This window comes from Streptomyces sp. NBC_01003, from assembly GCF_045162695.1.
Classification (GTDB): domain Bacteria; phylum Actinomycetota; class Actinomycetes; order Streptomycetales; family Streptomycetaceae; genus Streptomyces.
In genome coordinates this window covers 6,456,404-6,480,781 of sequence record NZ_CP108707.1, presented here as the reverse complement: position 1 = coordinate 6,480,781, position 24,378 = coordinate 6,456,404, and the positions used below count along the sequence as shown (strand labels likewise).

Here is a 24,378-nt window from a genome sequence, read left to right as displayed (position 1 = left end):
GCTATGCCCCCTTCGAGACATTCGCCGCCCGTGCGGTAGCCCTGCGCTGAGCGAGCGCCGCTACGGCGCCGACGGCGACGGACAGGCCGAGGCCTATCGCGACGGAGTGCACGGGGTCGTCGCTGACCGCCCCGCCGAAGTAGCCCACGCCCACCGAACAGGCGGCCCAGACGACTTCGGCGAGCGCGGCGCCGATCGCGAACTTGCCGGCCGGGTAGCGCGCCGCGCCGGCCGCGAGCCCGCCGAGGAGGCGCCCGCTGGGCAGGAAGCGGACGCCGACGACGAACGGGATGCCGCCGCGCCGCACCCGCGCCGCGGCCCAGTCGAACAGCTCGCCCCTGCGTCCGCGCCCCGCGCCGCCGCCGCGCACCCTGCGGCCGGCGAACCAGCCGAAGCGGTGGATGAGGACGTCGCCGGCGAGCGCGCTGCCGGCCACCGAGAGCAGGACCAGGACGAGGGACATCTCGCCGCGCGCGGCGAGCATCCCACCGGTGATCAGGAGCACCGCGTTGGGCAGCAGGGGCGGCAGCGTGGTGACCGCGAGGATCGCGTACGCCCAGCAGGCGGCGCCCGACATCCGGGTGGACAGGCCGGACGTGAAGTCGACCCACGACACGAGTGAGGCGAAGTCCATCGGTCTCCCTTTCCCTGGGCCCGATGCCTCTTTGGAGGCATGTGCCGGCTCTTTGGCGAGGCGTGCTCCCAGGTCAGAGGCCCACTAGCGGCGCTGCGGGCAGCGGCTGGGCCTGTCCTGGGCTTCAACAGTAACTTACGCTATCGATAGTTTCACTATCACTACGACGCAGGTGGCCATGACCGATGTGACGCTGTTCCTCCGAGAGTTCGCCCGCACCCGCCGGGACACCGGGGCCATCGCGCCCAGCAGCCCCCTGCTGGCGCGGGCCCTGACCCGCCATGTCATCCCCAGCCCGGGCCGCGCCCGCGCCGTCCTCGAGGTCGGCCCCGGCACGGGCGCCGTGACCCGGCGCATCAGGGCCTCGCTGGGCGCCCTGGACACCCTCGACCTGGTCGAGGCCAACCCCCGCTTCGCCGAACTCCTGCACCGCGACCACGGCGGCGACGAGCGCGTGCGGCTGCTCACCGGGCTCGTGCAAGAGCACGATCTGGGGAGCTACGACACCATCGTGTGCGGGCTGCCGTTCGCCAATTTCGACGCGGGCACGGTCGCGGACATATTCGGCCGGCTGCTCGCTGCGCTACGCCCCGGCGGCACGCTGTCGTTCTTCGCGTACGCGGGGATGCCGCAGCTGCGCCGGGTGTTCACGACGGGCGCGGCGCGCGAGCGGACCTTCGCGGTGCAGGCCGTCGTCGGGCGGACCCTGGACCGGCACCGGTTCCGCACGGAGACGGTGCTCGGGAATCTGCCGCCCGCCCATGTGCACCATCTCGCGCCGGTGGCACCGCTGTCGGCGTACGCCGGGTGAGCCTGCGGGGGCTACGCGCTGTGCTTGCGCCCGCCGCCGATCCGGCCGGAGGCGTCCTCCTGGGCGATTCGGCGCAGCGCCGCCATGGCCGCGTCGCCGAGGACCGTGCCGAGGACGACGCCCTCGACCTTGCCGTCGGCGCTCGGCACATCGGCGAGCGCGCCGAGCTCGGCGACCGCCAACTCCCCTGCCGCGGCCGCGTACTTGTCGAGCAGGGTGAGCAGGTCGCCCCGGTCGAGGTCGCGGTAGGTGAGCACGATCTGGACGAGCGCCTGCCAGCCCGGGTTCTCCGGCTTCGCCACCCAGCCGTGCCGGATCACCAGCTCACGGACCTCGCCCTCGGCCCGCTCCCGGTCCTCGTCGGTGCCCCGCTCGACGGCGGCCCTGGTCACCGCGGACTGGGCGACGCCGAGCATGCCGTGGACCGTGCGGGTCGGGGAGTCGACCTCGGACAGGACGTCGCGCGCGGCCGCGATGGACAGGCCGCCGACCTCCAGCATGGCGCGGATCAGCTTGAGCCTGCGGACATGGGAATCGTCGTACGCGACCTGGTTCGGGCTGGTGCGCTCGCCCGGGGGCAACAGGCCCTCGCGCGAGTAGTACTTGATGGTGGGGACCGGAACTCCGGTACGCCGCGCCAGCTCTCCGATACGCATTTCACGAGGATACTTCGCTTTCCCCGCGGCGCGCTCCCCGCCGCCCACGGGAATACGAAGGCGCTTTTATCGCCGTTGAATTCCCGCACCATCACCCTTCCATGCGCCGCTGCGACGCTCATTCGGCAACGAACCCCTCTGCCCTCAGCCGGAAGCCTCACCTGATGAGCCAGAAGCCTCACCGGATGTCTTCGTGAGACGGCGTCGCGAGATTTCTGTGCGAGCAGTCTTCGAAGGACCCCAGCCAAAGGAAACAGGCATGACCACACACGTGGCTCCGGAAATTCCTTCGGCGCCCGCCGAACTCATATGCGGGCGCACCGTCGAACGCCCCCGGTCCCGGTCCCCGAGACGGGCGATCAGCCCCGGTAGAGGGCCTCGATCTCCCGCTCGTACGCGGCCGCGACCGCATGCCGCTTGATCTTCAGGGAAGGCGTGAGCAGCCCGTTGTCCTCGGTGAACTCGCCTTCCACCAGAGCGAACTTACGGATCGACTCGGCCCGCGAGACGGCCTCGTTCGCGTAGTCCACGGCCTCCTGCACCGCCGCGATCATCCGCGGATCACGGACGACATCGGCCATCGGGGTGTCGGCGGGCATCTTCCGTACGGACAGCCAGTGCGCGACCGCCTCCGGTTCCAGCGTGATCAGCGCGCCGACGTAGGAGCGGTTGTCGCCCACGACGATGCACTGGCCGACCGGCGGGCGGCTGCGGAGCCGGTCCTCCAGGACGGCCGGCGAGACGTTCTTGCCGCCGGACGTGACGATGATGTCCTTCTTGCGGCCGGTGATGGTGAGGTAGCCGTCCTCGTCGAGGGCCCCCAGGTCACCGGTGGCGAACCAGCCCCCGTCGAGCACCTCCCCCGTCGCCTCGGGGTTGTTCCGGTACGCGCCGAACACGATGCCGCCCTTGATGAGGACCTCCCCGTCGTCGGCGATCCGCACGGCCGTGCCCGGCACCGGGAGGCCGACCGTCCCGGGGCGCGGGGCGAGCGGCGGGGTGATCGTGGCGGCGGCGCTGGTCTCCGTCAGGCCGTACCCCTCGTAGATGAGGATTCCGGCGGCGTAGAAGAAGAGGTTGAGGCGCCGGTCGAGGGGGGAGCCGCCGCTGATCGCGTAACGCAGGCGTCCGCCGAGCTCCTTGCGCACACGGCGGAACACCAGCAGGTCGTAGAGGCCGCGGGCGAGGCGGAGACCGAGGGACGGGCCGCCCTTGCCGTCGGGGCCCTTGCCGTCGGGGCCCATGCCGTCGGGACCCTTGCCGCGGCTGAGGAAGCGGGCCATGTGCGCCTCGCCGTAGTTCACCGCGATCCGGTCGGCCCGGTCGAACGACGCGCCGCGGCCGAGCTTCTCCGCGGTGGCCCGGCCCGTGTCGTGGATCTTCTCGAAGAGGTACGGCACTCCGACCACGAACGTCGGCCGGAACGAACGAAGTTGGGGCCGCAGCTCGTCCGGCTTGATGCCGGGGCAGTGGCCCAGTTCGATACGGGCGAGCATGCAGGAGATCTGGATGGTGCGGCCGAGGATGTGCGCCAGTGGCAGGAAAAGCAGCGTCGAGGCCACCTGTCCGGTCACCTCTTTGAAGATGGGGTGCAGCAGCTCCACCGTGTTCGCGGCCTCGGCGTGCAGATTCGCGTGGGTGAGGACGCAGCCCTTCGGCTTCCCGGTGGTCCCGGAGGTGTAGCAGACGGTCGCGACGGTGCCGGGGGTGAGGGCGGCGCGCCGCTTGGTCACCTCCTCGTCGTCCATCTCCCTTCCCAGGGTGGCGAGTTCGAGCACCGCTCCCGCGTCCAGCTCCCAGCAGCGCGGCTGCTCCTCCTCGGGCAGCGCGGCGAGCGCGGCCCGCGCAGTGGCTGTGTTCTCGGGGGTCTCGGTGATCAGATGGCGCGCGCCCGAGTCCCGGACGATCCACTCGATCTGCTCGGCCGACGACGTGGCGTAGACGGGCACGGTCTGCCCGCCGGCTGCCCAGATGGCAAAGTCGAGGACGGTCCACTCGTAGCGTGTACGGGACATCAGGGCGACTCGCCCGCCGGGTTCGAGGCCGCCCGCGATCAGGCCCTTGGCCGCGGCGGTCACCTCACGCGCGAAGGCCGCCGCCGTGACGGGACGCCAGTGCTCGCCCTCCCTGCGCCGCAGGACCACGGCATCGGGCGCCTCGACGGCGTTCGTGAAGGGGATGTCGGCGGGCGTGCTCCCGCCGGGGTCCGCGGCGAGGGCGGCCGTGCGCACCTCGCGCACGGTTCCGTGCTCGTCCTTGACGGTCTCGACGGTGGCCCGGTCCGTCAAGTCGCTGCGCTGCTGTGCCCGTTGAAGATCCTTGCGTACGCCCATGACGGCTCCAGGTCGCGGCTGACGTGATCCCTGCGTCTCGCTCGTCCCACGCAGACTTGCAGACTTACCCGGGCGTCAACTTACCCACGCGTAAAGGAAATTCAATGAGCCGGACGCGATCAGCCGACGCAAGCGACCCAGGGACGGCCCCAGAGGTCAGGCGTCGGGCGGGGTCCAGACCTCGCCGTCGAGGACGTGCCGCATCCCCACCCACACCATGTTCATCAGCCGCAGCGCGATCGAGTCCGGCGACCGGCCGGGGTGGCGCTCCATCCAGTCGGTGAGCGAGTCCGCTGCCCCGACGAGCGCGTGCGCCACGAAGTCGGCGCCCTCGGCGTCGAGCGGGGCTTCCCGGCCGCTGTCCGCGATGCCGTCCCCGACCAGGCCGGCCACCTCGGCCATGACGGCCCGGCGTGCCTCGGCGACCCCGGCGGCGATGGCCGCGCCGAGCTCGGAGGCCTGCCGGTGCAGGACGACCCAGGAGTCACGGTGTCCGGCGACGAACGCGAAGAACGCGGCGAGGCCTGCGTACAGACGCTCCTCGGGCTCGCCGCCCGCGCGCGCCGCCCCCTGGAACGCGGCGACGAGCCGGTCCGACTCCCGGCGCAGGCACGCCAGGAAGAGACCCTCCTTGGAGTCGAGGTAGAGATAGACCATCGGCTTGGAAACGCCCGCGAGTTCGGCGATCTCGTCGACGGACGCGGCGTGGTAGCCGCGCTTGGCGAAGACACGCACGGCGACGTCGATCATCTGCTGCTCGCGCTCGCGGCGCGGGACACGGCGCCGGCGTCCGGCGGGGGCGCCCGGACCGTCACCCTGCGCCCCGGGACGCTCCGCGAGCTCCCCGTAGCCTTCTGGCGGATCGCCCGTTATACCCGTCACGCTTGTCAGCCCATCTGCCCCGGCCGTAACCTTACCGATTGGTAAGTTTACTGAATGGTAAGCAGTTTCGGCACACGGAGGGTTCCATGGGCGAGGGCACCGGCACGCGCGACGGGATTGCCGACCTCGACTTCTCGGCGGTAACGCCCGAGCAGTTCGCGAAGATCGTGAAGGGCCTGTCCGCCAAGGAGATCGACGGGATCGCCCGGGACGGCGAGCTGCGGGCACGCATCCTGAAAGAGGTCTTCGCACGCATGGAGCGGCAGTTCAGGCCGGAGACGGCGGGCTCGCTCCAGGCGCTGATCCGCTGGAAGGTCACGAGCGCGGGTGACCAGGAAGAGGCCGTGTACGAGACGGCGATCGCGGACGGGACCTGCACGGTCACCGAGGGCCGCTCGGACGCCACGCCCCGCGTCACGCTCACCATGGGCGACGCGGACTTCCTGAAGCTGGTCTCGGGCAATCAGAGCCCCGTCCTGATGTTCATGATGCGCAAGGTCAGGATCACCGGCGATGCCGGGCTCGCCGCGGGCCTCAACCGCTACTTCGACATCCCCAAGCCGTGAGTCCGCGGCCTACGCTGCCTGTGTGACCACACCACCGCACGCGCACACCGACCAGGACCGGCTGATCTACGGATGCATGGGGCTGGGCGGGAGTTGGGATTCCGCGCCCTTCCGGCCCTCCGACATCGACGCCGCCGAGGCCGCCGTACAGGCGGCCCTGGACAGCGGCATCACCGCGTTCGACCACGCCGACATCTACCGCGACGGCAAGGCCGAGGCCGTGTTCGGCGAGGTGCTCGCCCGGACGCCCGGGCTGCGCGGGCGCATCACCGTACAGACGAAGTGCGGGATCCGCCTCGCCGACGGCGACCGTCCGGGGGTGTACGACCTGCGCGGCGCCCGCATCGTGCGGTGCGTCGAGGAGAGCCTGACCCGGCTGCGGACCGACCACGTCGACGTCCTGCTGCTGCACCGCCCCGACCCGCTGGCGGACCCGGGCGATGTCGCCAAGGCCCTCACCTCGCTCCAGGAGCAGGGCCTCGTACGGAGTTTCGGCGTCTCCAACATGAGTGCCCATCAGATCGCGCACCTCCAGTCCCACCTGGACTTCCCTCTCGTCGCCAACCAGCTGGAGATGAGCCTCAAGAGCCGGGACTGGGTGGAGGCGGGGGTGCTGGTGAACACGCCCGAGGCCGCCTCGAACGGCTTCCCGCTCGGCACCCTGGAACACTGCGCCGAGCACGGGATCCGCCTCCAGGCGTGGGGCCCGCTCGCCCAGGGCAGTTACACGGGCCGCGAGGCGACGCCCGCCGAGTACGCCACGGCACGACTGGTCGCCGACCTCGCCGAGAAGAAGAACACCACCCCGGAGACGATCATCCTCTGGTGGCTCCAGCGCCACCCGTCCCGCATCGCCCCGGTCATCGGCACCGCGAACCCGTCCCGCATCCGAGCCTGCGCCGACGCCGCCCGCCGCGCCCCCGAACTCACCCACGAGGAGTGGTACGAGCTGTGGGTGACGGCCCGGGGGGCGGCGCTCCCCTAAGCGCTGCGCAGCCGCGCGTACGCCCCGTCCCGGGCGAGGAGTTCCCTGTGCGTACCGCACTCCACGAGACGGCCGCAGTCCACGACGAGAATGCGGTCCGCGTCCGGCGCCAGCGCCAGATCGTGGGTGATCACGATGGTCGTACGGCCCGCCATCAGCCGGCGCAGCGGCTGCACCACGCGTCGTGCGGCCAGCGCGTCGAGTCCGGCGGTCGGCTCGTCGAGAACGAGGACGGGGGCGCCGCGCAGCATGGCACGGGCGATCGCGATGCGCTGCAGCTGACCGCCGGAGAGGGCGGCGGTGCCCGGGGCGATCCGGGTGTCGTAGCCCTCGGGCAGGTCGGTGATGAACTCGTGGGCGGCCGCGTCCAGTGCGGCCTGCCGGATCTCCCGCTCGCCGGCGCCCGGGAGGCCGCAGGCGATGTTCTCGCGGATGGTGCCGTGCAGGATCAGAGTCTCCTGGGGCAGCAGGGCCACGTTCTCGCGGAGGAACTCCAGCGGTACGTCGGCGAGCGGCACCCCGTCGAGGCGTACGGTCCCCGCCGTCGGGTCGTAGAAGCGCAGCAGCAGCTTGGAGAGGGTCGACTTGCCGGCTCCGCTCTCCCCTGTGATCAGGACGAGCTCGCCGGGCTCGGCGGTCAGTGACACGTCGGTCAGCGATTCCGCGGGAGCGTCCGGGTAGCGGAAGGAGACGCCCTCAAGGGTGATGCGGCCGTGCACGGGCCAGGCCGGGCGGGGTGAGACGGGGTCGGTCACGGCGGGCTCGGCGTCCAGGACCTCCTGGATCCGTTCCGCTCCGGCCGTGGCGGCGGTGAGCGTGAGGCCCAGCTGACCGAGGTTGCGGATCGGCGGATAGAGGTAGCCGATGAAGGCCGCGAAGGCGAGCAGATCGCCGAGCGTCATACGGCCCGCGGCGATCTCCCAGGCGCCGAATCCGATGACGGCCAGCACGCACAGCGTCTCGACGACCTCGACGAACTGCTCGTACAGCTCGCTCGCGCGGGCGCCGCGCACGGAGGCGCGCAGCCACGCACGGGCCTCCCGGTCGAGCCGGCGCTCCTCGTCCCGGCGCAGGTTGTAGGCCTGGGTGAGGACGACATTGCCGAGGGACTCCTCGACGACCGAGGTGATGGCGCCGTCGGCGGTGCGCTCGTCACGGGCCGCGGACTTGATGCGGCCGGCGAAGCGGCGGGCGGCGATGAGGAAGAGGGGGGCGAGCAGGAAGGTGACGAGGGCAAGGTCCCAGCGAAGCCAGAGGGCAGCGGCCGCGTAGAAGACGGTGGAGAACAACGCGGAAACGGTGCCGACCACGCCGGACACCACCATCTGTTCGATGGCCTCGACATCACCGGTCAGCCGCTCGACGAGATCGCCCTGCCGGTGCTTCTGGAAGAAGTGCGGGGGCAGCCCCTGCACATGACGGAACGCGCCGGCGCGCAGCCGCAGGACGAACCGCTCCGCGGTCCACACGGCGAGCGAGTTTCCGGCATACCCGACCGCTGCGCCGATCACGGCAACACCGAGCCACTGCGCGGCGGGCACCCAGAATGCGGAGAGCGATCCCGCAGCCAGCGCATGGTCGGTGAGATTCGCGAAAATCAGGATCGAGGCTGTCTCGGCAAGCGCGGCGACCACGACGCAGACAATGATCAGGACCAGCCATCTGCGGTCACCACGCGTCAACGGCCAGAAACGCCGGAACGCCTGACGAGCACCCGTGCTCTTATTCTCCACCAACTCCACCAACTCCCCCGACCCATCCGACTCCTCCGACTTTCTCAACTCTCTCCGTCCGAACCGGGAACACGGCCGAGGCGGCACGGTTCAGCAGTCCTTGCCGGCCTTGTTGCCGACCGGACGGCGGCGGGGCTGGCGCTTCGGCTTGGGCGCGGCCTGGTGTGCAGCGGCCGGCTTCGCGCCGGGCTTGCGGGTCTTCTTGACGGGGGCGACCTTGTGGAAGCTCATGAGGATTGTCCCTTTCTCGGTGACGCTTTTCCGTTTGCCGTAAGCCCTGTTCGGCTTCGACACGGAAAACATTACGCGGGCCCCAGCCCCGGAATTGCCACATTGGATGAGAACTCGATCAGTTACGTCTGAGTTCGATTCTCATCACCCTTCAGGAACAGAACCGCCCTTCACACAGAATTTACGCCGACCCATTCGACGACCAATTACTCTGCCTCGATATTCACCCAGAACTTACAGGGCGAAATGACAGCTTCTCCAATCCGCACGAAACTCGGACACGGACTCAGATCTGCAGTTCGTCGGCCCTGCGTATCGCTTCCGCGAGCTGCCGCACGTCCTTGCCCTCCGTCGAGCGGGCCAACTTGTCGGCGCGTGAGGCCAGTTGGGGAAGCGTGGGGGCTCCGGGGAGTGCCCCCTGGCGCAGGGAGTCGGCGAAATAGGCTGCCGTGGCTGTGAGTTGGAGGCCGGGGTTGGAGCGCCAGACGTCCGTGTCCAGTGCGGAGGCCTCGATCTGGGTCGTCTCCTCGTGCGGGGCGCGCGTGGTGGGGTCCAGCCAGCGCACGCCCGCCGTGGCGACGTGGCCGCTCGCGCCCGGGCGCAGCCGTACCGCGTACAGCGCCGTCACGGTGTGGCCGGGGCCGACCTCACCGCCGTCCACGCGGTCGTTGCGGTAGTCGTCGTCGGCGACCTGGCGGTCGTCGTAGCCGATGAGCCGGAACCTCTGCACGGTCCCCGGGTCGAAGGCGACCTGCGCCTTGGCCTCGCGGGCGCGCAGCTCGATGTTCTGCGGCAGCTCGTCGCAGAAGACCTTCCGGGCCTCCTCGGGCGTGGAGACGTAGGTCGTGTGGCCGTCGCCCTTGTCGGCGAGGCGCTCCATCAGGGCGTCGCCGTACTCGCTGCCGACGCCTACGCCGAACAGTGTGATGCCGTGCTCGCGGCGGGCGTCGGAAATGCGGTCGAGGATCGCGTCGGCGTCGGTTTCACCGGTGTTGGCGAGTGCGTCGGAGAGCAGGACGACGCGGTTGGTGGCGCCGGGCCGCGCGCCCTCGACCGCGGTGTCGTACCCCGTGCGTACGCCCGCGTCGAGGTTCGTGGAGGACATCGGCTCCAGGCCGTCGATCGCGTCGTGGACCCGTCCCCGGGCGCCGCCGACGCGGGTCATCGGCAGTACGGTCTCGGCCGTGTCGCTGAAGGTGACGAGTGCGAGGGAGTCGTCGGAGCGCAGCTGGTCGGTCATGACGCCGAGGGACTGCTTGACCAGGTCGAGCCTGCCGGGTTCGGCCATGGAGCCGGAGACGTCGATGACGAAGGTGAGCGCGGCGGGCGGGCGTTCGGACGCCGGGGCCGCCGGGCCGGTGGCGAGGCCGACCCGGAGGAAGGACCAGCCCTCGTCGCCGGCGCGGGCTCCGTCGGCCGTCACCGAGAAGCCGTTGCCCTCGGGGCGCGGGTAGCTCTGACGGAAGCTGTTGATGAACTCCTCGGGCCGGACGGTCTTCGGGTCGGGCAGGCGCCCGTCGGCGAGGGTGCGGCGGGCGTAGCCGTACGACGCGGTGTCGACGTCGAGGGCGAACGTGGAGAGGTAGTCCGCGGGCGTCGGGGACGGGGTCGGCGCGATGTCGCGCTGCTCGCCGTCGGCCTCGGTGCCCGGCGCGGGCGTCGCCGGTGCGGACGGGCGGGCCGGGGCGGGCGCGGGCAGCGGGCCCGTGCGCTGCGCCTTGCCGCGCTCCGCCGAGGAACCGTCGCTCCCGCCGCCGCACCCGGTGACGAGGAGCCCGCCCACGAGCGCCGCCGCGACCAGCCCGGCGGCCCGCGCCCTCCCCCGACCCCGCGTCCTCGGCCGCCTTCGCGCCCGCGCCGATGCCCGCGTACGGTCTCGGTCCTCTGCCCGGTGCTCGCTGTCAGGCCTCATCCGTGCCCCCTCGGTTCGCCGATCGTGCGTCAGCACTTGTGAATGTGACGTCCGAGACGGCCGGAACGAGCAGTCGGAGGCGTTGCGGATGAATCTCGATGCGGCTACGGAGGGGGCCCGCCGAGGCCGGAAGGTGATCCTCCGGAGACCTACGAGACGATGTCCTTGCGGCGAAATCCCCGGAAGGCCAGGGCGAACAGGATGACGGCGTACGTTACCGAGACGGCCGTCCCCTGGATCATGCCGCCCCACTCCGGGCGCGGCTGGATGGCGTCCGCCCACGCGAACTGCCAGTGCGCGGGCAGGAAGTCGCGCCAGTCGCCGAGCGCCGTCACCGCGTCGAGGACATTGCCCACGATGGTGAGCCCGACCGCGCCGCCGACCGCGCCGAGCGGCGCGTCCGTCTTCGTCGACAGCCAGAACGCGAGCCCCGCGGTGACCAGTTGGGACACGAAGATGTACGCGATCACGACGAGCAGCCGCTGCGCCGCCGTGCCCGCGGGGAGCGCGCCGCCGGTCGGGATCTCCAGCGGGCCCCAGCCGTACGCGGCCGTGCCGACCGCGAGGGCGACGACGGGGAGCAGGACCATCGCGGCCAGGCTGAGGGCGAGCGCGACGGTGAGCTTGCTCCACAGGAGGCGGGCGCGGGGCACGGGCGCCGCGAGGAGGTAGCGCAGGCTGGACCAGCCGGCCTCGGAGGCGACCGTGTCCCCGCAGAACAGGGCCACGGGGATCACGAGCAGGAACCCGGCCGAGACGAACAGGCACGTCGCGGCGAAGTTGGCGCCGGACGCGGTGGCCGTGTCCATCAGCGTCACCCGGCCGTTGCGCGCGCCCGGGTCGCCGCCGATGGCGAACGCGACGACCAGGACGAACGGCAGCAGGGCGAGGACGGCGCCCATGACGAGCGTGCGCCGCCGCTTCAGCTGGCGTACGGCCTCGACCCGCAGGGGCAGGGTCCGGCGCGCGCGGTATCCGGGCGCCACCTCGGTGGACTCGACGAGCGCGGTCATCCGGCTTCGCCTCCGATCAGGGTCAGGAACGCGTCTTCGAGGCGGCGGTGCGGGCCAAGGGATGCGACCGGCACGTCCAGGCGGACCAGCTCGGTGAGGAGTCTGGCGGCGGCCATCTCCCGGTCGGCGGAGGGCGGCATGAGGGCCGCGGACTGTGCCGGACCGTCGGGTGTCGCCACCGCGGTCGCCGTGGCGGCCGCCGCCGGAACCGTGGCCGGGACGCCCGCGTGCGCGGGAGCCGCGAGCCGTACCAGGAGTCCGCCGTCCGCGCGGGCCGCCGACTCCACGTCGGGCAGCGCCTCCACCTTCTCCACCAGCGCGTCGGAGATGTCCGCCGCGAGCCCGACGAGGAGGGTGTCGCCGGAGCCGATGATGCCGGCGACCGGTCCCGCCTGCACCAGGCGCCCGCGGTCCATCACGACCAGGTGCGTGCAGGTCTGCTCGACCTCGGCGAGGAGGTGGCTGGAGACGATGACGGTGCGGCCCGCGGCGGCGTACCGGATCATCACCTCGCGCATCTCGCGGATCTGGGGCGGGTCGAGGCCGTTCGTCGGCTCGTCGAGGATGAGGAGGTCGGGCATGCCCAGCATGGCCTGCGCGATGGCGAGCCGCTGGCGCATGCCCTGCGAGTAGGTGCGCACCGCGCGGGCGAGGGCGTCGCCGAGCCCGGCGATCTCCAGCGCCTCGTCCAGGTGGGCGTCCTCCGCGGGGCGGCCCGTGGCTGCCCAGTACAGCTCCAGGTTCTCGCGGCCGGACAGGTGCGGCAGGAAGCCCGCGCCCTCGACGAACGCGCCGACCCGCGACAGGACGGGCGCACCCGGCCTGATGGCGTGCCCGAAGACGCGGATCTCGCCGCCGTCGGGCCTGATGAGGCCCATGAGCATGCGCAGGGTCGTGGTCTTGCCCGCGCCGTTCGGCCCGAGGAGGCCGAGGACCTGGCCCTTCTCCACGCGGAAGGACAGGTCACGGACCGCGTACCGGTCGGCGGACTTCGCGTACTTCTTGCTCAGGTCGGTGATCTGGAGCGGGACTTCGGCGAGCTCCGGGTCGAGGGCTCCCGCGCTCGCGCGGCGGCGGCCGGTGAGCAGCAGGGCCAGCGCCGCCAGGACACCGGCGAGAGGCAGCCACCACACCCAGGCGGGCAGCGGCGATGCCGCCGTGCGCACGGCGGGCGCGGTGGGCACGGAAAGGTCGCTCTTGAGAGAGACGGTGTACGTGGCGGGGTGCGTCGGGGACGCGTAGCCGAGGTCCGTGGAGGACAGGACGAGGCGCAGCCGGTGGCCCTTCTGCACTTCGTGGTCGATGGCGGGGAGCGTGAGGGTGACGTCCTTGCCGCCGTCGGCTCCGGAGCCCACCACCCTTATGGGTGAGGTGAGTTGGGAGGGCAGCACGGGCTGGGACCCGCCGCCCGGCCCGACGTCGTACACCTTGCCGAACAGGACCGCGTCGTCGCTGTCGGAGGCGACGTGCACCGTCACCTTCGGGGACCCGGTGATGCGCAGGTCGTCGCGCAGGGGCGCCGAGTCGAAGCGGGCGAACTGCCCGGGGAAGTCGAGGGAGAGGCCGACGCCGAGGGAGGACAGCTGGCCGAGTCCGCCGCCACCACCTCCGAGCCCCGGCAGGTTCGAGATGGCGGGCGGGCTCGCGCCGGCGGGATTGGTGACGCGCTGCTCGCGCCCGGTCAGGGGCACGCGCCGGGGGTCGTTCGCGAGGCCCGGGTACGTGTCGCCGCTCGCGCCGCGCAGCTGGGCGGCGCCGTCGGTGGAGTCGATGCCTCCGGTGCGGGTGACGCGGAAGGCGGGGCCGGTGTCGGCGCCCTTGTCGTCCTTCAGATAGCGGTCGAACCAGGAGTCGACGCGGGCTTCGACGCGTCCGGTCTCGCGGTCACCGCCGTCGTGCCCGCCCGCGATCCAGTCGACGTCGACGGGCGCGCCGTTGGCCCGGATCGCCTTGGCGGCGGCGTCGGCCTGGCCGAGCGGGAACAGGGAGTCGGTCTGGCCCTGCATCAGGAGCGTGGGCACCTTGATGCGCTTGCCGACGGCGATCGGCGAGCGCTCTTCGAGGAGTGCGCGGGCCGCGGCGTCCGGCTTCCCGGCCTCGGCGACCCGCTCGTACATGCGGCACAGCTGCGGCTCGAACCGGTCGCAGCCACCGCCGGTGTTGATGAAGAGCCCGGCCCAGAGCTTCTTGTAGACGCCCTGGGGGAACAGCGCGTCGGCGAGATTCCAGTACGTGATCTGCGGGGCGATGGCGTCGACCCGGTCGTCGTACCCGGCGGCGAGCAGCGAGACCGCGCCGCCGTACGAGGCGCCGGTGACGCCGACGCGCGGGTCGCCCTTCTTGTCGAGCTGGACCTCGGGCCGCTTCGCCAGCCAGTCGATGAGCCTGGACGCGTCGGCGACCTCGCCCTTCGGGTCGTTGAGCCCGATCTTGCCGGTGGAGCGGCCGAAGCCGCGCGCCGACCAGGTCAGCACGGCGTATCCGTCGCGGGCGAGGCCCTCGGCCTGGGCGCGCAGCTCGTCCTTGCTGCCGCCGAAGCCGTGGGCGAGCAGGACGGCGGGGCGGCGCTCGGAGCCGGGCGTCGTGAAGTACGACGTGTCGATCCTGGCTCCGCCCGTGTCCATCACCGTGTCGCGGCGCTGCACGGGGGGCGCGTCGTCCGAGGCGGCCGCGGCCGTCCAGGTACCGGCGCCCGCGAGCACCACGACGGCCGCGGCGGCTGCCGCCCACCGCCGCGGCCTGGCCCGCGGACCGGTCAGTCGTAGATCCATGCGTCAACGGTACGGGCGACCGCCGACAACGGGGGCAGCCCCCGGGCTGAACCGCCGGACCTCCCTGAGGAGTAGGGTCCCGCCCCCGCGTACACCGCTCGTGGTACGAAGCGTCATGCAGAAATCCGACATCCGCCGTGCGCGCACCGTCGACGAACTGACCGCTGCCGGGCCCCTGTTCGACGGGCCCGCCCTTCCCGAGTTGTCGGCTCGCTTCCTTCGGGCCCCAGGCCATCATCTCTTCCTGGCCTACGAGGGCGACGAGCCCGTGGGCTTCGTCAGCGGGATCGAGACGGTCCACCCGGACAAGGGGGTGGAGATGTTCCTGTACGAGCTGTCGGTGGCCGAGGCGCACCGGCGCCGCGGCATCGGCCGCTCCCTGGTCGAGGCGCTGGCGACGCTGGCCAGGGAGCGGGGCTGCTACGGGATGTGGGTCGGCGTGGACACCGACAACGAGCCCGCGCTCGCGACGTATCGCGGCGCGGGCGGCGAGGACGGCGGTGGGTGCGCCGTCATCGAGTGGTCGTTCGTGCGAGCCGAGCCCGGGTGATGCTCAGGCCTGCGCGTCCTCGGGGATCGACACCAGCCAGCGGGTGTCCTTGCGCGGCCGCAGGTAGAGCGCCCAGTAGAGGGTGGCGACGGCGGTGATGCCGCCGGTCCACAGCAGGTAGGAGACCTCCTGCTGGCTGAGGATGTAGGCCAGTACGGCGATCAGGACCACCGGCACCGCGGGCCACAGCGGCATGCGCCAGGCCGGCTGGTCGCGGTGGGAGCCGCGGCGGGCGAGCAGGGCGGCGACGGCGACCAGGAGGTACATGCCGGTGACGGAGACGCCGGTCACGCCGTACAGGGTGTCGAGGTTGACGAAGCACAGGGCCGCGCCGGGCACGCCCACGACGAGGGTCGCGACCCATGGGGAGCCGAAGCGGCCGAGCTTGGAGAGCGCGTTGTTGACCGGCTCGGGCCAGGACTTGTCGCGGGCGGAGGCGAACAGGACACGGGAGTTCTGGATGACCATGACGATGCCCGCGTTGATGATCGCGAGGGCGACGCAGAGGCTGACGAACGTGCCGACGGCGGAGTTGGACCAGGCCTCGACCATGCCGCTGATGTCGCCGCTGGTGAGGGCGGCGAGGTCGGGGGCGCCCATGGTGATGGCGACGACCGGCACCAGGATGACCACGGTGGAGATGGCGAGGGTCAGGAGTACCGTGCGGGCCACGTTGCGGCGCGGGTTCTCCAGCTCCTCGGAGAGGTAGACCGCGGTCGAGAAGCCCTGCGTGATGAAGAGGGCGATGGCGAGCCCGGAGATGATCAGCATCGCGGTGACGGTGTCGGTGTGGCCGCCCGCCCCGGTGACGTGCAGGTCGACCAGGGATCCGGCGCCGCGCTCGGAGTGCGAGAAGCCGAGGACGGCGACGACTCCGGCGGCGATGACCTCGAGGACGAGGAAAATGCCGGTGATCCAGGCGTTGGCGCGCAGGTCGAGCAGGCCCGCGAGGGTGGCGAGGAGCATGACGCCCGCTCCGGCGCCGGCGGCGGGCAGGTGCACGAGCGGGGCGAGGTAGTCCGCGGTGCCCATGGCGATGACGGGCGGCACGATCATGACCACGAGCAGCGAGAGCACGAAGACGAGCCAGCCGGCGAGGCGGCCCGCGAGCGTCGACACCATGGCGTACTCGCCGCCCGCGCTGGGGATGAGGGTGCCCAGCTCCGAGTAGCAGAACGCGACGGCTATGCAGAGCAGCGAGCCGATCCCGATGGTGAGCGCGGTGGCGGTGCCGAGCGAGGAGAACAGGTCGGGGACGACCACGAAGAGCGTGGAGGCGGGCGTCACGCACGAGAGCGTGAGCAGGGTGCCGCCGACGACGCCGATGGAACGCTTGAGCTTCTGGGGACTGGCCGTGTTGCCGAGGGGCGCGAGGGGCTCCTCGGTGACGGTCGAGGGGCTGGTGCGAAGCGTGTCGGACATGGGGGAGCGGTTCCGATCGACTCGTGGTGCAGATGCTTCTGGTACTCGGGCCGGGAGCGCTATCGCCTCCGAAGGGCTGTCGCGATGGGGGGGGTTGTTCATCCGCTCCCGGCGCGTCATTGCACCGTGCGAAATCCGGAACGTCAACGGCCGTTTAGCTGCGGATTCCGCACCGGGCTCTTGATCCAACTACGGCCACTTCCAAGCCGGTTCGACGCAACAGATGGATTCCATCAGGTCGCCCGGATTAATGACCTTGCTTTCCCAGGTGAATGGATGGTGTCGACTGGGACACCCGATACATCCCCTACGTACGGGAACCGCAGCCCCCGCTCCGAAGTCCGTCCGAATCCGTCCGCACTCCGGACACTCTCCCGGCGCCCCGGGCACATACAGAGGCGCATACAGAGGTGCCCCGGCCGCGCTGCACAGCGGCCGGGGCACCTGGTGCTGGTGGACCTCAGTGGTTGCGCGGGAAGCCCAGGTCCACGCCCGCGGGGGCGTCGGACGGGTCGGGCCAGCGCGTGGTGACGACCTTGCCGCGGGTGTAGAAGTGCGTGCCGTCGTTGCCGTAGATGTGGTGGTCGCCGAAGAGCGAGTCCTTCCAGCCACCGAAGGAGTGGTAGCCCACCGGCACCGGGATCGGCACGTTCACGCCGACCATGCCCGCCTCGATCTCCAGCTGGAAGCGGCGGGCGGCGCCGCCGTCCCGGGTGAAGATCGCGGTGCCGTTGCCGAACGGCGAGGCGTTCATGAGCGCCACGCCCTCCTCGTACGTGTCGACGCGCAGCACGCACAGGACCGGGCCGAAGATCTCGTCCCGGTAGGCCTTGGCGGTCGTGGGGACGCGGTCGAGCAGGGAGAGGCCGATCCAGTGGCCGTCCTCGTGGCCCTCTACGCGCAAGCCGGTGCCGTCGAGGACGACCTCGCAGCCATCGGCCGCGGCGCCGGTGACGTAGGACGCCACCTTGTCGCGGTGCGCGGCGGTGATGAGCGGGCCCATCTCCGAGGTCGGGTCGTTGCCGGGGCCGATCTTGATCTTCTCGGCGCGGTCCTTGATCTTCGCGACGAGCTCGTCGGCGACGGAGCCCACGGCCACGACGGCCGAGATGGCCATGCAGCGCTCACCCGCGGAGCCGTACGCGGCGGAGACCGCCGCGTCGGCGGCGGCGTCCAGGTCGGCGTCGGGCAGGACCAGCATGTGGTTCTTGGCGCCGCCGAGCGCCTGCACGCGCTTGCCGTTGGCGGAGGCGGTGGTGTGGATGTGGCGGGCGATCGGGGTCGAGCCCACGAAGGACACGGCCGAGACGTCCGGGTGCTCCAGGAGGCGGTCCACGGCGACCTTGTCACCGTGCACGACGTTGAAGACGCCGTCGGGCAGACCGGCCTCGGAGAGCAGCTCGGCGATCTTCATCGACGCCGACGGGTCCTTCTCCGACGGCTTCAGCACGAAGGTGTTGCCGCACGCGATGGCGAGCGGGAACATCCACATCGGCACCATGGCCGGGAAGTTGAACGGCGTGATGCCGGCGACGACGCCGAGCGGCTGACGGATCGACGACACGTCGACGCGCGAGGCGACCTCGGTGGACAGCTCGCCCTTCAGCTGCACGGTGATGCCGCAGGCCAGCTCCACGATCTCCAGGCCGCGGGCGACCTCGCCGAGCGCGTCCGAGTGGACCTTGCCGTGCTCGGCGGTGATCAGCTCGGCGATCGCGTCGCGGTTGGCGTCGAGCAGCGCGCGGAACTTGAAGAGGATCGCGGTGCGCTTGGCGAGGGACGAGGTGCCCCACGTCGCGTACGCGGCCTTGGCCGAGGCGACCGCGGCGTCGACGTCGTCGACGCCGGCGAAGGCGACCTGCGTCGTGACAGCGCCGGTCGCGGGGTCGGTGACCGGGCCGTAATTGCCCGAGACACCCTCGACGGTCTTCCCGCCGATCCAGTGGTTGACGGTCTTGACGTCGGTCGTCATGAGGGCAAGCTCCTTTGGGGTCCTACGGGTGTTTCGGGTGTTTCACAGCCGGCGGCGCCGAGCGGTGACGTGCCGGTCGTACTCCTCGCGGGCCTTGACCGCCGACGGTCGCGTCGCTGTCTCGGCCACGGGCACATCCCACCACGCCTGCGCGGGGGGCGCGCCCGACACTGTGTCTGCCGTTTCGGTCTCCACGTAGACACATGTGGGACCGTCCGCCGCCCGCGCCGCCGCGAGGGCTTCCCGCAGATCACGGACGGTTTTCGCGCGCAGCACCGTCATGCCGAGGCTGGCCGCGTTGGCCGCGAGGTCGACGGGCAGCGGAGCGCCCGTGTACGTGCCGTCGGCGGCCGGGAAGCGGTAGCCCGTACCGAACCCCTCGCCGCCCACGGAGGCCGAGAGCCCGCCGATGGACGCGTACCCGTGGTTCTGCAGGAGGACCACTTTGACCGGAATGCCCTCCTGGACGGCGGTGACGATCTCGGTCGGCATCATCAGATACGTGCCGTCGCCGACGAGCGCCCACACCGGGCGGCCCGGCGCGGCGAGCGCCACGCCGATCGCGGCCGGGATCTCGTAGCCCATGCAGGAGTAGCCGTACTCGACGTGGTACTGGTCGCGGGACCGGGCGCGCCACAGTTTGTGCAGGTCACCGGGGAGCGAACCGGCCGCGTTGATCAGGATGTCGTCCTCGGTGACGAGTTCGTCGAGCGCGCCGAGCACCTGCGGCTGGGTCGGGTGCACCAGGTCGTCGTCGACCGTGAAACAGGCGTCGACGCGGTACTCCCAGCGCTCCTTGTCGTCGGTGTACTCCATGACGTAGGAGGGCTCCGCGCGGTGGCCGCGGAGCCCGGCCGTGAGCTCCTCCAGGCCCGTGCGGGCGTCCGCGACCAGGGGCAGGCCCGCCATCTTGTGGCTGTCGAAGGCCGCGATGTTGAGGTTGAGGAAGCGCACGCGGCCGCCGAAGAGGGTGCCGGACGCGGTCGTGAAGTCCGTGTAGCGGGTGCCGACGCCGATGACGAGGTCGGCGGTGCGGGCGAGTTCGTTCGCGGTCGCGGTGCCGGTGTGGCCGATGCCGCCGACGTCCGACGGGTGGTCCCAGCGCAGGGAGCCCTTGCCGGCCTGGGTGGACGCGACGGGGATGCCGGTCGCGCCGACGAACTCCTTCAGCGCCTCCTCGGCGCGGCTGTGGTGGACGCCGCCGCCCGCGACGAGCAGCGGCCTGCGCGCGCCGCGCACCGCGCGGACGGCCTCGTCCAGCTCGCGCGGGTCGGGCGCGGGCCTGCGCACGCCCCACACCCGCTCGTCGAAGAACGCGTCGGGCCAGTCGTACGCCTCGGCCTGCACGTCCTGCGGCAGCGCGAGCGTGACCGCGCCCGTGTCGACCGGGTCGGCGAGGACGCGCATCGCGGCGAGGGCCGCGGGGATCAGTGCCTCGGGCCGGGTGATCCGGTCGAAGTAGCGGGAGACGGGGCGCAGGCAGTCGTTGACGGACACGTCGCCCGCGTAAGGGACTTCGAGCTGCTGGAGGACGGGGTCCGCGGGCCGGGTCGCGAAGGTGTCGCCGGGCAGCAGCAGGACGGGCAGGTGGTTGATCGTGGCGAGCGCGGCGCCGGTGACGAGGTTGGTGGCGCCGGGCCCGATCGACGTGGTCACGGCCTGCGCCGAGAGCCGGCCGCTCTGCCGGGCGAAGCCGACGGCCGCGTGCACCATGGCCTGTTCGTTGCGGCCCTGGTGGTAGGGCATGTCGTCGGCGTACTCCAGGAGGGCCTGGCCGATCCCGGCGACGTTCCCGTGTCCGAAGATGCCCCAGGTCGCGTCGATCAGGCGGCGCCGCTCGCCGTCGCGCTCGGTGTACTGCCGGGACAGGAACCGTACGAGCGCCTGTGCTGTGGTGAGCCGCGTCATCGGTATCCCTCCGTCAGGTGATCGGGGTGGAAGCAGATCCGCCACTCCCGCTCCTCGCCCGGTCCCGCCATCACGTTCAGGTAGTACATCGTGTGTCCCGGCTGCGCGATAGACGGGCCGTGCCACCCGTCGGGGACGAGGACCGCGTCGCCCGTACGGACCTCGGCGAGCAGGTCGGTGCCGCCGGGCCTGGACGGCGAGACGCGCTGGTACCCGTACCCGCCGGGCCCCTCGATCTCGAAGTAGTAGATCTCCTCCAGCTCGGTCTCGACGCCCGGCCGGTGCTCGTCGTGCTTGTGGGGCGGGTACGAGGACCAGTTGCCGCCGGGCGTGATCACCTCTACGGCGATGAGCTGGTCGCACTCGAAGGCATCGGCGGAGGCGAAGTTGCGCACCTGGCGGGCGCTGGTGCCGGAGCCTCGGTGCTCGACGGGAACCTCCGGCGCGGGGCCGTAGCGGGCGGGGAGCTGACGCTCGCACTTCGCTCCTGCCAGGGCGAAGCGGCCTCCCGCGCCGGAGGCGATCTGCGCATGGGCGTCTCGGGGCACGTACGCGAAGTCGCTGACCCCGCCGAACACGCTCTCCCGGCCCAGCAGTTCGATGATCCGGCCTTCCGTGCGCACCGTGCAACCACCTGTCAGGGGCAGCACGATCCATTCACTCTCGCCGGTGTCCAGATCGTGCGTTTGTCCGGGTCCCAGTTCGATCACTCGCAGCCCCGCACGGGACCAGCCGGCCCGCTCGGGGCCGACGGCCAGGGCGTAGGGCCCGTCGGCGGCGCTCCCCCGGGGCAGGTACGGGTTCATGGGGTCCTTCGCGTTCGTCACCGTCCCCTCCTACAGCAGCGACGCGGCGGTGTCGACAGCGCCCGCCACATCCCCGTCGGCCGGGTAGAGCAGCGAGCGCCCCACCACCAGGCCCTGCACGGTGGGCAGTTGGAGCGCGTGCCGCCACTTCTCGTACGCCGCATCCTGGTCGTCCCCCACATCGCCGCCGAGCAGCACCGCGGGCAGCGTCGAGGTCTCCATGACGCGCGCCATGTCGTCGGGGTTGTCGGTGACGGGCACCTTGAGCCAGGTGTACGCGGAGCTGCCGCCGAGGCCGGAGGCGATGGCGATGGACGTGGTGACGCCTTCCGCGCTCAGGTCGCTGCGCAGGGTCCCGCGCGCAGGGTCGCGGTGGCACAGGAACGGCTCGACGAACACGGGCAGGCGAAGCTCCGCCATCTCGTCGACGGCGCGGGCCGCGGACTCCATGGTGCGCAGCGAGCCCGGGTCGTCGTAGTCGATACGCAGGAGCAGCTTGCCGGCGTCGAACCGCAGCCGGTGCAGGTCCGCGGGCCGGTGTCCGGTGAACCGGTCGTCGAGTTCGAAGGAGGCCCCGGCGAGCCCGCCGCGGTTCATCGAGCCGAGGACGACCTTGCCGTCGAGCGCGCCCAGCAGGAGCAGGTCGTCGAGGATGTCGGCGGTGGCGAGCACCCCGTCGACGCGGGGCCGCGACAGGGCGAGGCAGAGCCGTCCGAGGAGGTCGGCGCGGTCGGCCATGGCGAAGGGCCGCTCCCCCACGGTGAGGGCGCCGCGCGCGGGGTGGTCGGCGGCGACGATCAGGAGGCGCCCGGCGTCGTGCGTGATCAGCGGCCTGCGTGCCCGCCGCGCCGCCGCCTCGGCGACGGCCTCGGGATGGTGGGCCCGCAGCCGCACCAGCTTCAGGGGATCGACGCTCACACCCCGGCCGCTCCGCTCGGGAACGTGTCCCGGGCTGCTTCCGCCGACCTTGCCCGCCCGGCTCATCGGACCTCTCCCGCCGTGAGTGCGGCCTCTACCTCTTCGGGGGTGGGCATCGCCGACGAGCATTCGAGGCGGGACGCGACGATCGCGCCCGCCGCGTTCGCGTACCGCATGACCTTCTCCAACTCCCAGCCGGCGAGCAGTCCGTGGCACAGGGCGCCGCCGAACGCGTCGCCCGCGCCCAGCCCGTTGAGGACGTCGACGGGCAGCGGCGGCACCTCCGCGTACGCGCCGTCCTCACTCATGGCGAGTACGCCCTTGGGTCCTTGCTTGACGACGGCGAGGCGCACCCCGGCGTCGAGCAGCGCCCGGGCCGCAGCGGCCGGTTCGCGCTCGCCGGTGGCGATCTCGACCTCGTCGACGTTGCCCACGGCGACGGTCGCGTGGCGCAGGGCCTCGGCGTAGTGGGGCCTCGCCTGTTCCGGGTCCTCCCAGGCCGAATCTCCCCAGAGCGCCGGCCGCCAGTCGAGGTCGAAGACGGTGATGCCCGCCTTCGCCCGGTGCGCCAGCGCGGCCAGCGTCGCCGAGCGGCTCGGCTCCTCGCTCAGCCCGGTCCCCGTCATCCAGAACACCCGGGCCGCCCTGAGGGCGTCCAGGTCGAGTTCGGCGGTGTGGATCTCCAGATCGGGCGCCTTCGGCAGGCGGTAGAAGTAGAGCGGGAAGTCGTCCGGCGGGAAGACCTCGCAGAAGGTGACGGGCGTCGGCAGGCCTGCCACGGGCGTGACCCAGCGGTCGTCGACGCCGAACTCCCGCAGCCGGCGGTGCAGATACTCCCCGAAGGGGTCCGCCCCGGTGCGGGTGACCGTCGCCGTGCGGCGCCCGAGCCGGGCCGCCGCCACCGCGACGTTCGACGAGGAGCCGCCCAGGAACTTGCCGAACGTGTCCACCTCCGCCAGCGGCACGCCCGTCCGCAACGGATAGAGGTCCACGCCGATCCGGCCCATCGTGATGAGGTCGTACGGCTCGCCGGGACTGGGCTGCATACGGATTCCCTTCGGCGGGGCGCGCGCCCCTTCGGCGGTCTCAGGCTCAGGTCTAGCCCTGCCACAAGACCCTGTCAACATTTTGTCCGGACATTCGGACCACGTCTTGACACTCGTCCGCGGCGCCCTGAAGGCTGGCTCCATGACGACGATGTCACCCCGTATCCGCATCGGCTCGGCACCCGACTCCTGGGGCGTGTGGTTCCCCGACGACCCCCGCCAAGTCCCCTGGCGGCGCTTTCTCGACGAGGTGGCCGAAGCGGGCTACGAGTGGATCGAGCTCGGCCCGTACGGCTATCTGCCCACGGACCCGGCCGTGCTCGCCGAGGAGACGGGACGGCGCGGCCTGAAGGTCTCGGCGGGCACCGTCTTCACGGGCCTGCACCGCGGCCCCGGCGTCTGGGACGCGACATGGGAGCACGTCTCGGCCATCGCCGACCTCACGCGCGCGACCGGCGCCGGGCACCTCGTCGTCATCCCCGCGTTCTGGCGCGACGACAAGACGGGCGAGGTCATCGAGGACTCCTCGCTCACCGCGGCGCAGTGGCGCGACCTGACCACGCAGACCGAGCGGCTCGCCCACGAGGTCCGCGAGCGGTACGGCCTGCGGACCGTCGTCCACCCGCACGCCGACACGCACATCGACTCCGAGGAGAACGTCGCCCGCTTCCTCGACTCCACGGACCAGGACCTCGTCTCGCTCTGCCTCGACACGGGCCACTACGCGTACTGCGGGGGCGACAGCGTCAAGCTCATCGAGACGTACGGCGAACGCATCGGCTACCTCCACCTCAAGCAGGTCGACCCGGCCGTGCTCGCCGAGGTCCGCGCGGGCGGGATCCCGTTCGGGCCCGCCGTGGCGCGCGGCGTGATGTGCGAACCCCCGGCCGGGGAGCCCGCGTTGGAGCCCGTCATCTCGGCGGCCCAGCGTCTGGACGTCGATCTCTTCGCGATCGTCGAGCAGGACATGTACCCGTGCGAGCCGGACCGCCCGCTGCCCATCGCGCGCCGCACCAGGGGATATCTGAGGTCGTGCGGGGTGTAGGGATTCCTCAGGGGGCCGATCACCCGGGCGCGCGCACCTTCCGTGCGCCGCGAATGCGTCACTCGCGTCACAAACACCCGCTTCCTGTCACACATGTCTCGTATACGCGGGTCTTGCGTCACACCCCGTCGACAGCCCCTCGCCTCCGCTCGGGGCGGGTCGTTGTCCGGGCACAGGCTGACTG

At 71.7% G+C, this 24,378-nt stretch carries 20 protein-coding genes; 5 read left to right on the top strand and 15 right to left on the bottom strand.

Going from position 1 to position 24,378, the window contains the following annotated elements:
- Position 1: 1 nt before the first annotated feature.
- Entirely contained in the window at positions 2-634 is a 633-nt protein-coding gene (locus tag OG698_RS29590; RefSeq protein ID WP_406106612.1) for a DedA family protein, read from the bottom strand.
- Positions 635-812: 178 nt separating this feature from the next.
- On the opposite strand from OG698_RS29590, the gene OG698_RS29585 reads away from it, so the two are divergent.
- Positions 813-1,445: a class I SAM-dependent methyltransferase gene (locus tag OG698_RS29585; RefSeq protein ID WP_406106611.1), complete on the top strand. Its 633-nt coding sequence runs from the start codon at positions 813-815 to the stop codon at positions 1,443-1,445.
- An 11-nt stretch (positions 1,446-1,456) separates the two neighbouring features.
- Here OG698_RS29585 and OG698_RS29580 read toward each other — a convergent pair whose 3' ends face one another.
- The 3 genes from OG698_RS29580 to OG698_RS29570 all read right to left on the bottom strand — a co-directional run bounded on the left by OG698_RS29580 (position 1,457) and on the right by OG698_RS29570 (position 5,184).
- Entirely contained in the window at positions 1,457-2,101 is a 645-nt protein-coding gene (locus OG698_RS29580) for a MerR family transcriptional regulator (RefSeq protein ID WP_406106609.1), read from the bottom strand.
- A 359-nt stretch (positions 2,102-2,460) separates the two neighbouring features.
- Positions 2,461-4,434, bottom strand: a complete 1,974-nt coding sequence (locus OG698_RS29575; protein WP_406106607.1) for an AMP-dependent synthetase/ligase — start codon at positions 4,432-4,434, stop codon at positions 2,461-2,463.
- Between the two features lie 156 nt (positions 4,435-4,590).
- The gene (locus OG698_RS29570; protein WP_406111359.1) at positions 4,591-5,184 is read right to left on the bottom strand and encodes a TetR/AcrR family transcriptional regulator; all 594 of its coding nucleotides are present in this window, start codon (positions 5,182-5,184) and stop codon (positions 4,591-4,593) included.
- 218 nt (positions 5,185-5,402) lie between these two features.
- Between OG698_RS29570 and OG698_RS29565 the strand changes: the two genes are divergently transcribed.
- Both OG698_RS29565 and OG698_RS29560 read left to right on the top strand, forming a co-directional pair.
- Positions 5,403-5,882 (top strand): SCP2 sterol-binding domain-containing protein, encoded by a 480-nt coding sequence (locus OG698_RS29565; RefSeq protein WP_406106606.1) that lies wholly within the window; start codon positions 5,403-5,405, stop codon positions 5,880-5,882.
- A 22-nt stretch (positions 5,883-5,904) separates the two neighbouring features.
- A complete protein-coding gene (locus OG698_RS29560) occupies positions 5,905-6,867 on the top strand; it encodes an aldo/keto reductase family oxidoreductase (RefSeq protein ID WP_406106604.1) in 963 nt (320 codons plus the stop codon).
- Here the strand turns inward: OG698_RS29560 and OG698_RS29555 are convergent.
- The 5 genes from OG698_RS29555 to OG698_RS29535 all read right to left on the bottom strand — a co-directional run bounded on the left by OG698_RS29555 (position 6,864) and on the right by OG698_RS29535 (position 14,527).
- Positions 6,864-8,600, bottom strand: coding sequence for an ABC transporter ATP-binding protein (locus OG698_RS29555; protein ID WP_406106602.1), 1,737 nt, complete (start codon positions 8,598-8,600; stop codon positions 6,864-6,866). The two genes, OG698_RS29560 and OG698_RS29555, sit on opposite strands and share 4 nt — an antisense overlap.
- 90 nt (positions 8,601-8,690) lie before the next feature.
- Entirely contained in the window at positions 8,691-8,831 is a 141-nt protein-coding gene (locus OG698_RS29550) for a hypothetical protein (RefSeq protein ID WP_199841787.1), read from the bottom strand.
- Positions 8,832-9,117: 286 nt separating this feature from the next.
- Complete coding sequence (locus OG698_RS29545) at positions 9,118-10,743, bottom strand: von Willebrand factor type A domain-containing protein (RefSeq protein ID WP_406106601.1); 1,626 nt, start codon at positions 10,741-10,743, stop codon at positions 9,118-9,120.
- A 149-nt stretch (positions 10,744-10,892) separates the two neighbouring features.
- On the bottom strand, positions 10,893-11,756 hold the full coding sequence (locus OG698_RS29540) for an ABC transporter permease (protein WP_326775685.1): 864 nt from the start codon (positions 11,754-11,756) through the stop codon (positions 10,893-10,895).
- Positions 11,753-14,527, bottom strand: a complete 2,775-nt coding sequence (locus OG698_RS29535) for an alpha/beta fold hydrolase (protein ID WP_406106600.1) — start codon at positions 14,525-14,527, stop codon at positions 11,753-11,755. The genes OG698_RS29540 and OG698_RS29535 overlap by 4 nt, the downstream gene beginning before the upstream one ends.
- Before the next feature lie 115 nt (positions 14,528-14,642).
- Between OG698_RS29535 and OG698_RS29530 the strand changes: the two genes are divergently transcribed.
- On the top strand, positions 14,643-15,077 hold the full coding sequence (locus OG698_RS29530; protein ID WP_406106598.1) for a GNAT family N-acetyltransferase: 435 nt from the start codon (positions 14,643-14,645) through the stop codon (positions 15,075-15,077).
- Positions 15,078-15,080: 3 nt separating this feature from the next.
- Here the strand turns inward: OG698_RS29530 and OG698_RS29525 are convergent, their stop codons facing one another.
- The 6 genes from OG698_RS29525 to iolC form a co-directional block, all read right to left on the bottom strand.
- Positions 15,081-16,499, bottom strand: coding sequence for an APC family permease (locus tag OG698_RS29525; protein ID WP_100594129.1), 1,419 nt, complete (start codon positions 16,497-16,499; stop codon positions 15,081-15,083).
- 460 nt (positions 16,500-16,959) lie between these two features.
- The gene (gene mmsA / locus OG698_RS29520; RefSeq protein WP_406106595.1) at positions 16,960-18,471 is read right to left on the bottom strand and encodes a CoA-acylating methylmalonate-semialdehyde dehydrogenase; all 1,512 of its coding nucleotides are present in this window, start codon (positions 18,469-18,471) and stop codon (positions 16,960-16,962) included.
- 42 nt (positions 18,472-18,513) lie between these two features.
- Positions 18,514-20,379, bottom strand: coding sequence for a 3D-(3,5/4)-trihydroxycyclohexane-1,2-dione acylhydrolase (decyclizing) (gene iolD, locus OG698_RS29515; RefSeq protein ID WP_406106593.1), 1,866 nt, complete (start codon positions 20,377-20,379; stop codon positions 18,514-18,516).
- A complete protein-coding gene (gene iolB / locus OG698_RS29510) occupies positions 20,376-21,185 on the bottom strand; it encodes a 5-deoxy-glucuronate isomerase (RefSeq protein ID WP_383084975.1) in 810 nt (269 codons plus the stop codon). The genes iolD and iolB overlap by 4 nt, the downstream gene beginning before the upstream one ends.
- A gap of 30 nt (positions 21,186-21,215) precedes the next feature.
- Entirely contained in the window at positions 21,216-22,169 is a 954-nt protein-coding gene (locus OG698_RS29505) for a deoxyribose-phosphate aldolase (RefSeq protein WP_406106591.1), read from the bottom strand.
- Complete coding sequence (gene iolC, locus OG698_RS29500) at positions 22,166-23,149, bottom strand: 5-dehydro-2-deoxygluconokinase (protein ID WP_406106590.1); 984 nt, start codon at positions 23,147-23,149, stop codon at positions 22,166-22,168. Before iolC ends, OG698_RS29505 begins: the two co-directional genes overlap by 4 nt.
- Before the next feature lie 142 nt (positions 23,150-23,291).
- On the opposite strand from iolC, the gene OG698_RS29495 reads away from it, so the two are divergent.
- Positions 23,292-24,194, top strand: a complete 903-nt coding sequence (locus tag OG698_RS29495) for a sugar phosphate isomerase/epimerase family protein (RefSeq protein ID WP_406106588.1) — start codon at positions 23,292-23,294, stop codon at positions 24,192-24,194.
- Positions 24,195-24,378: the final 184 nt, after the last annotated feature.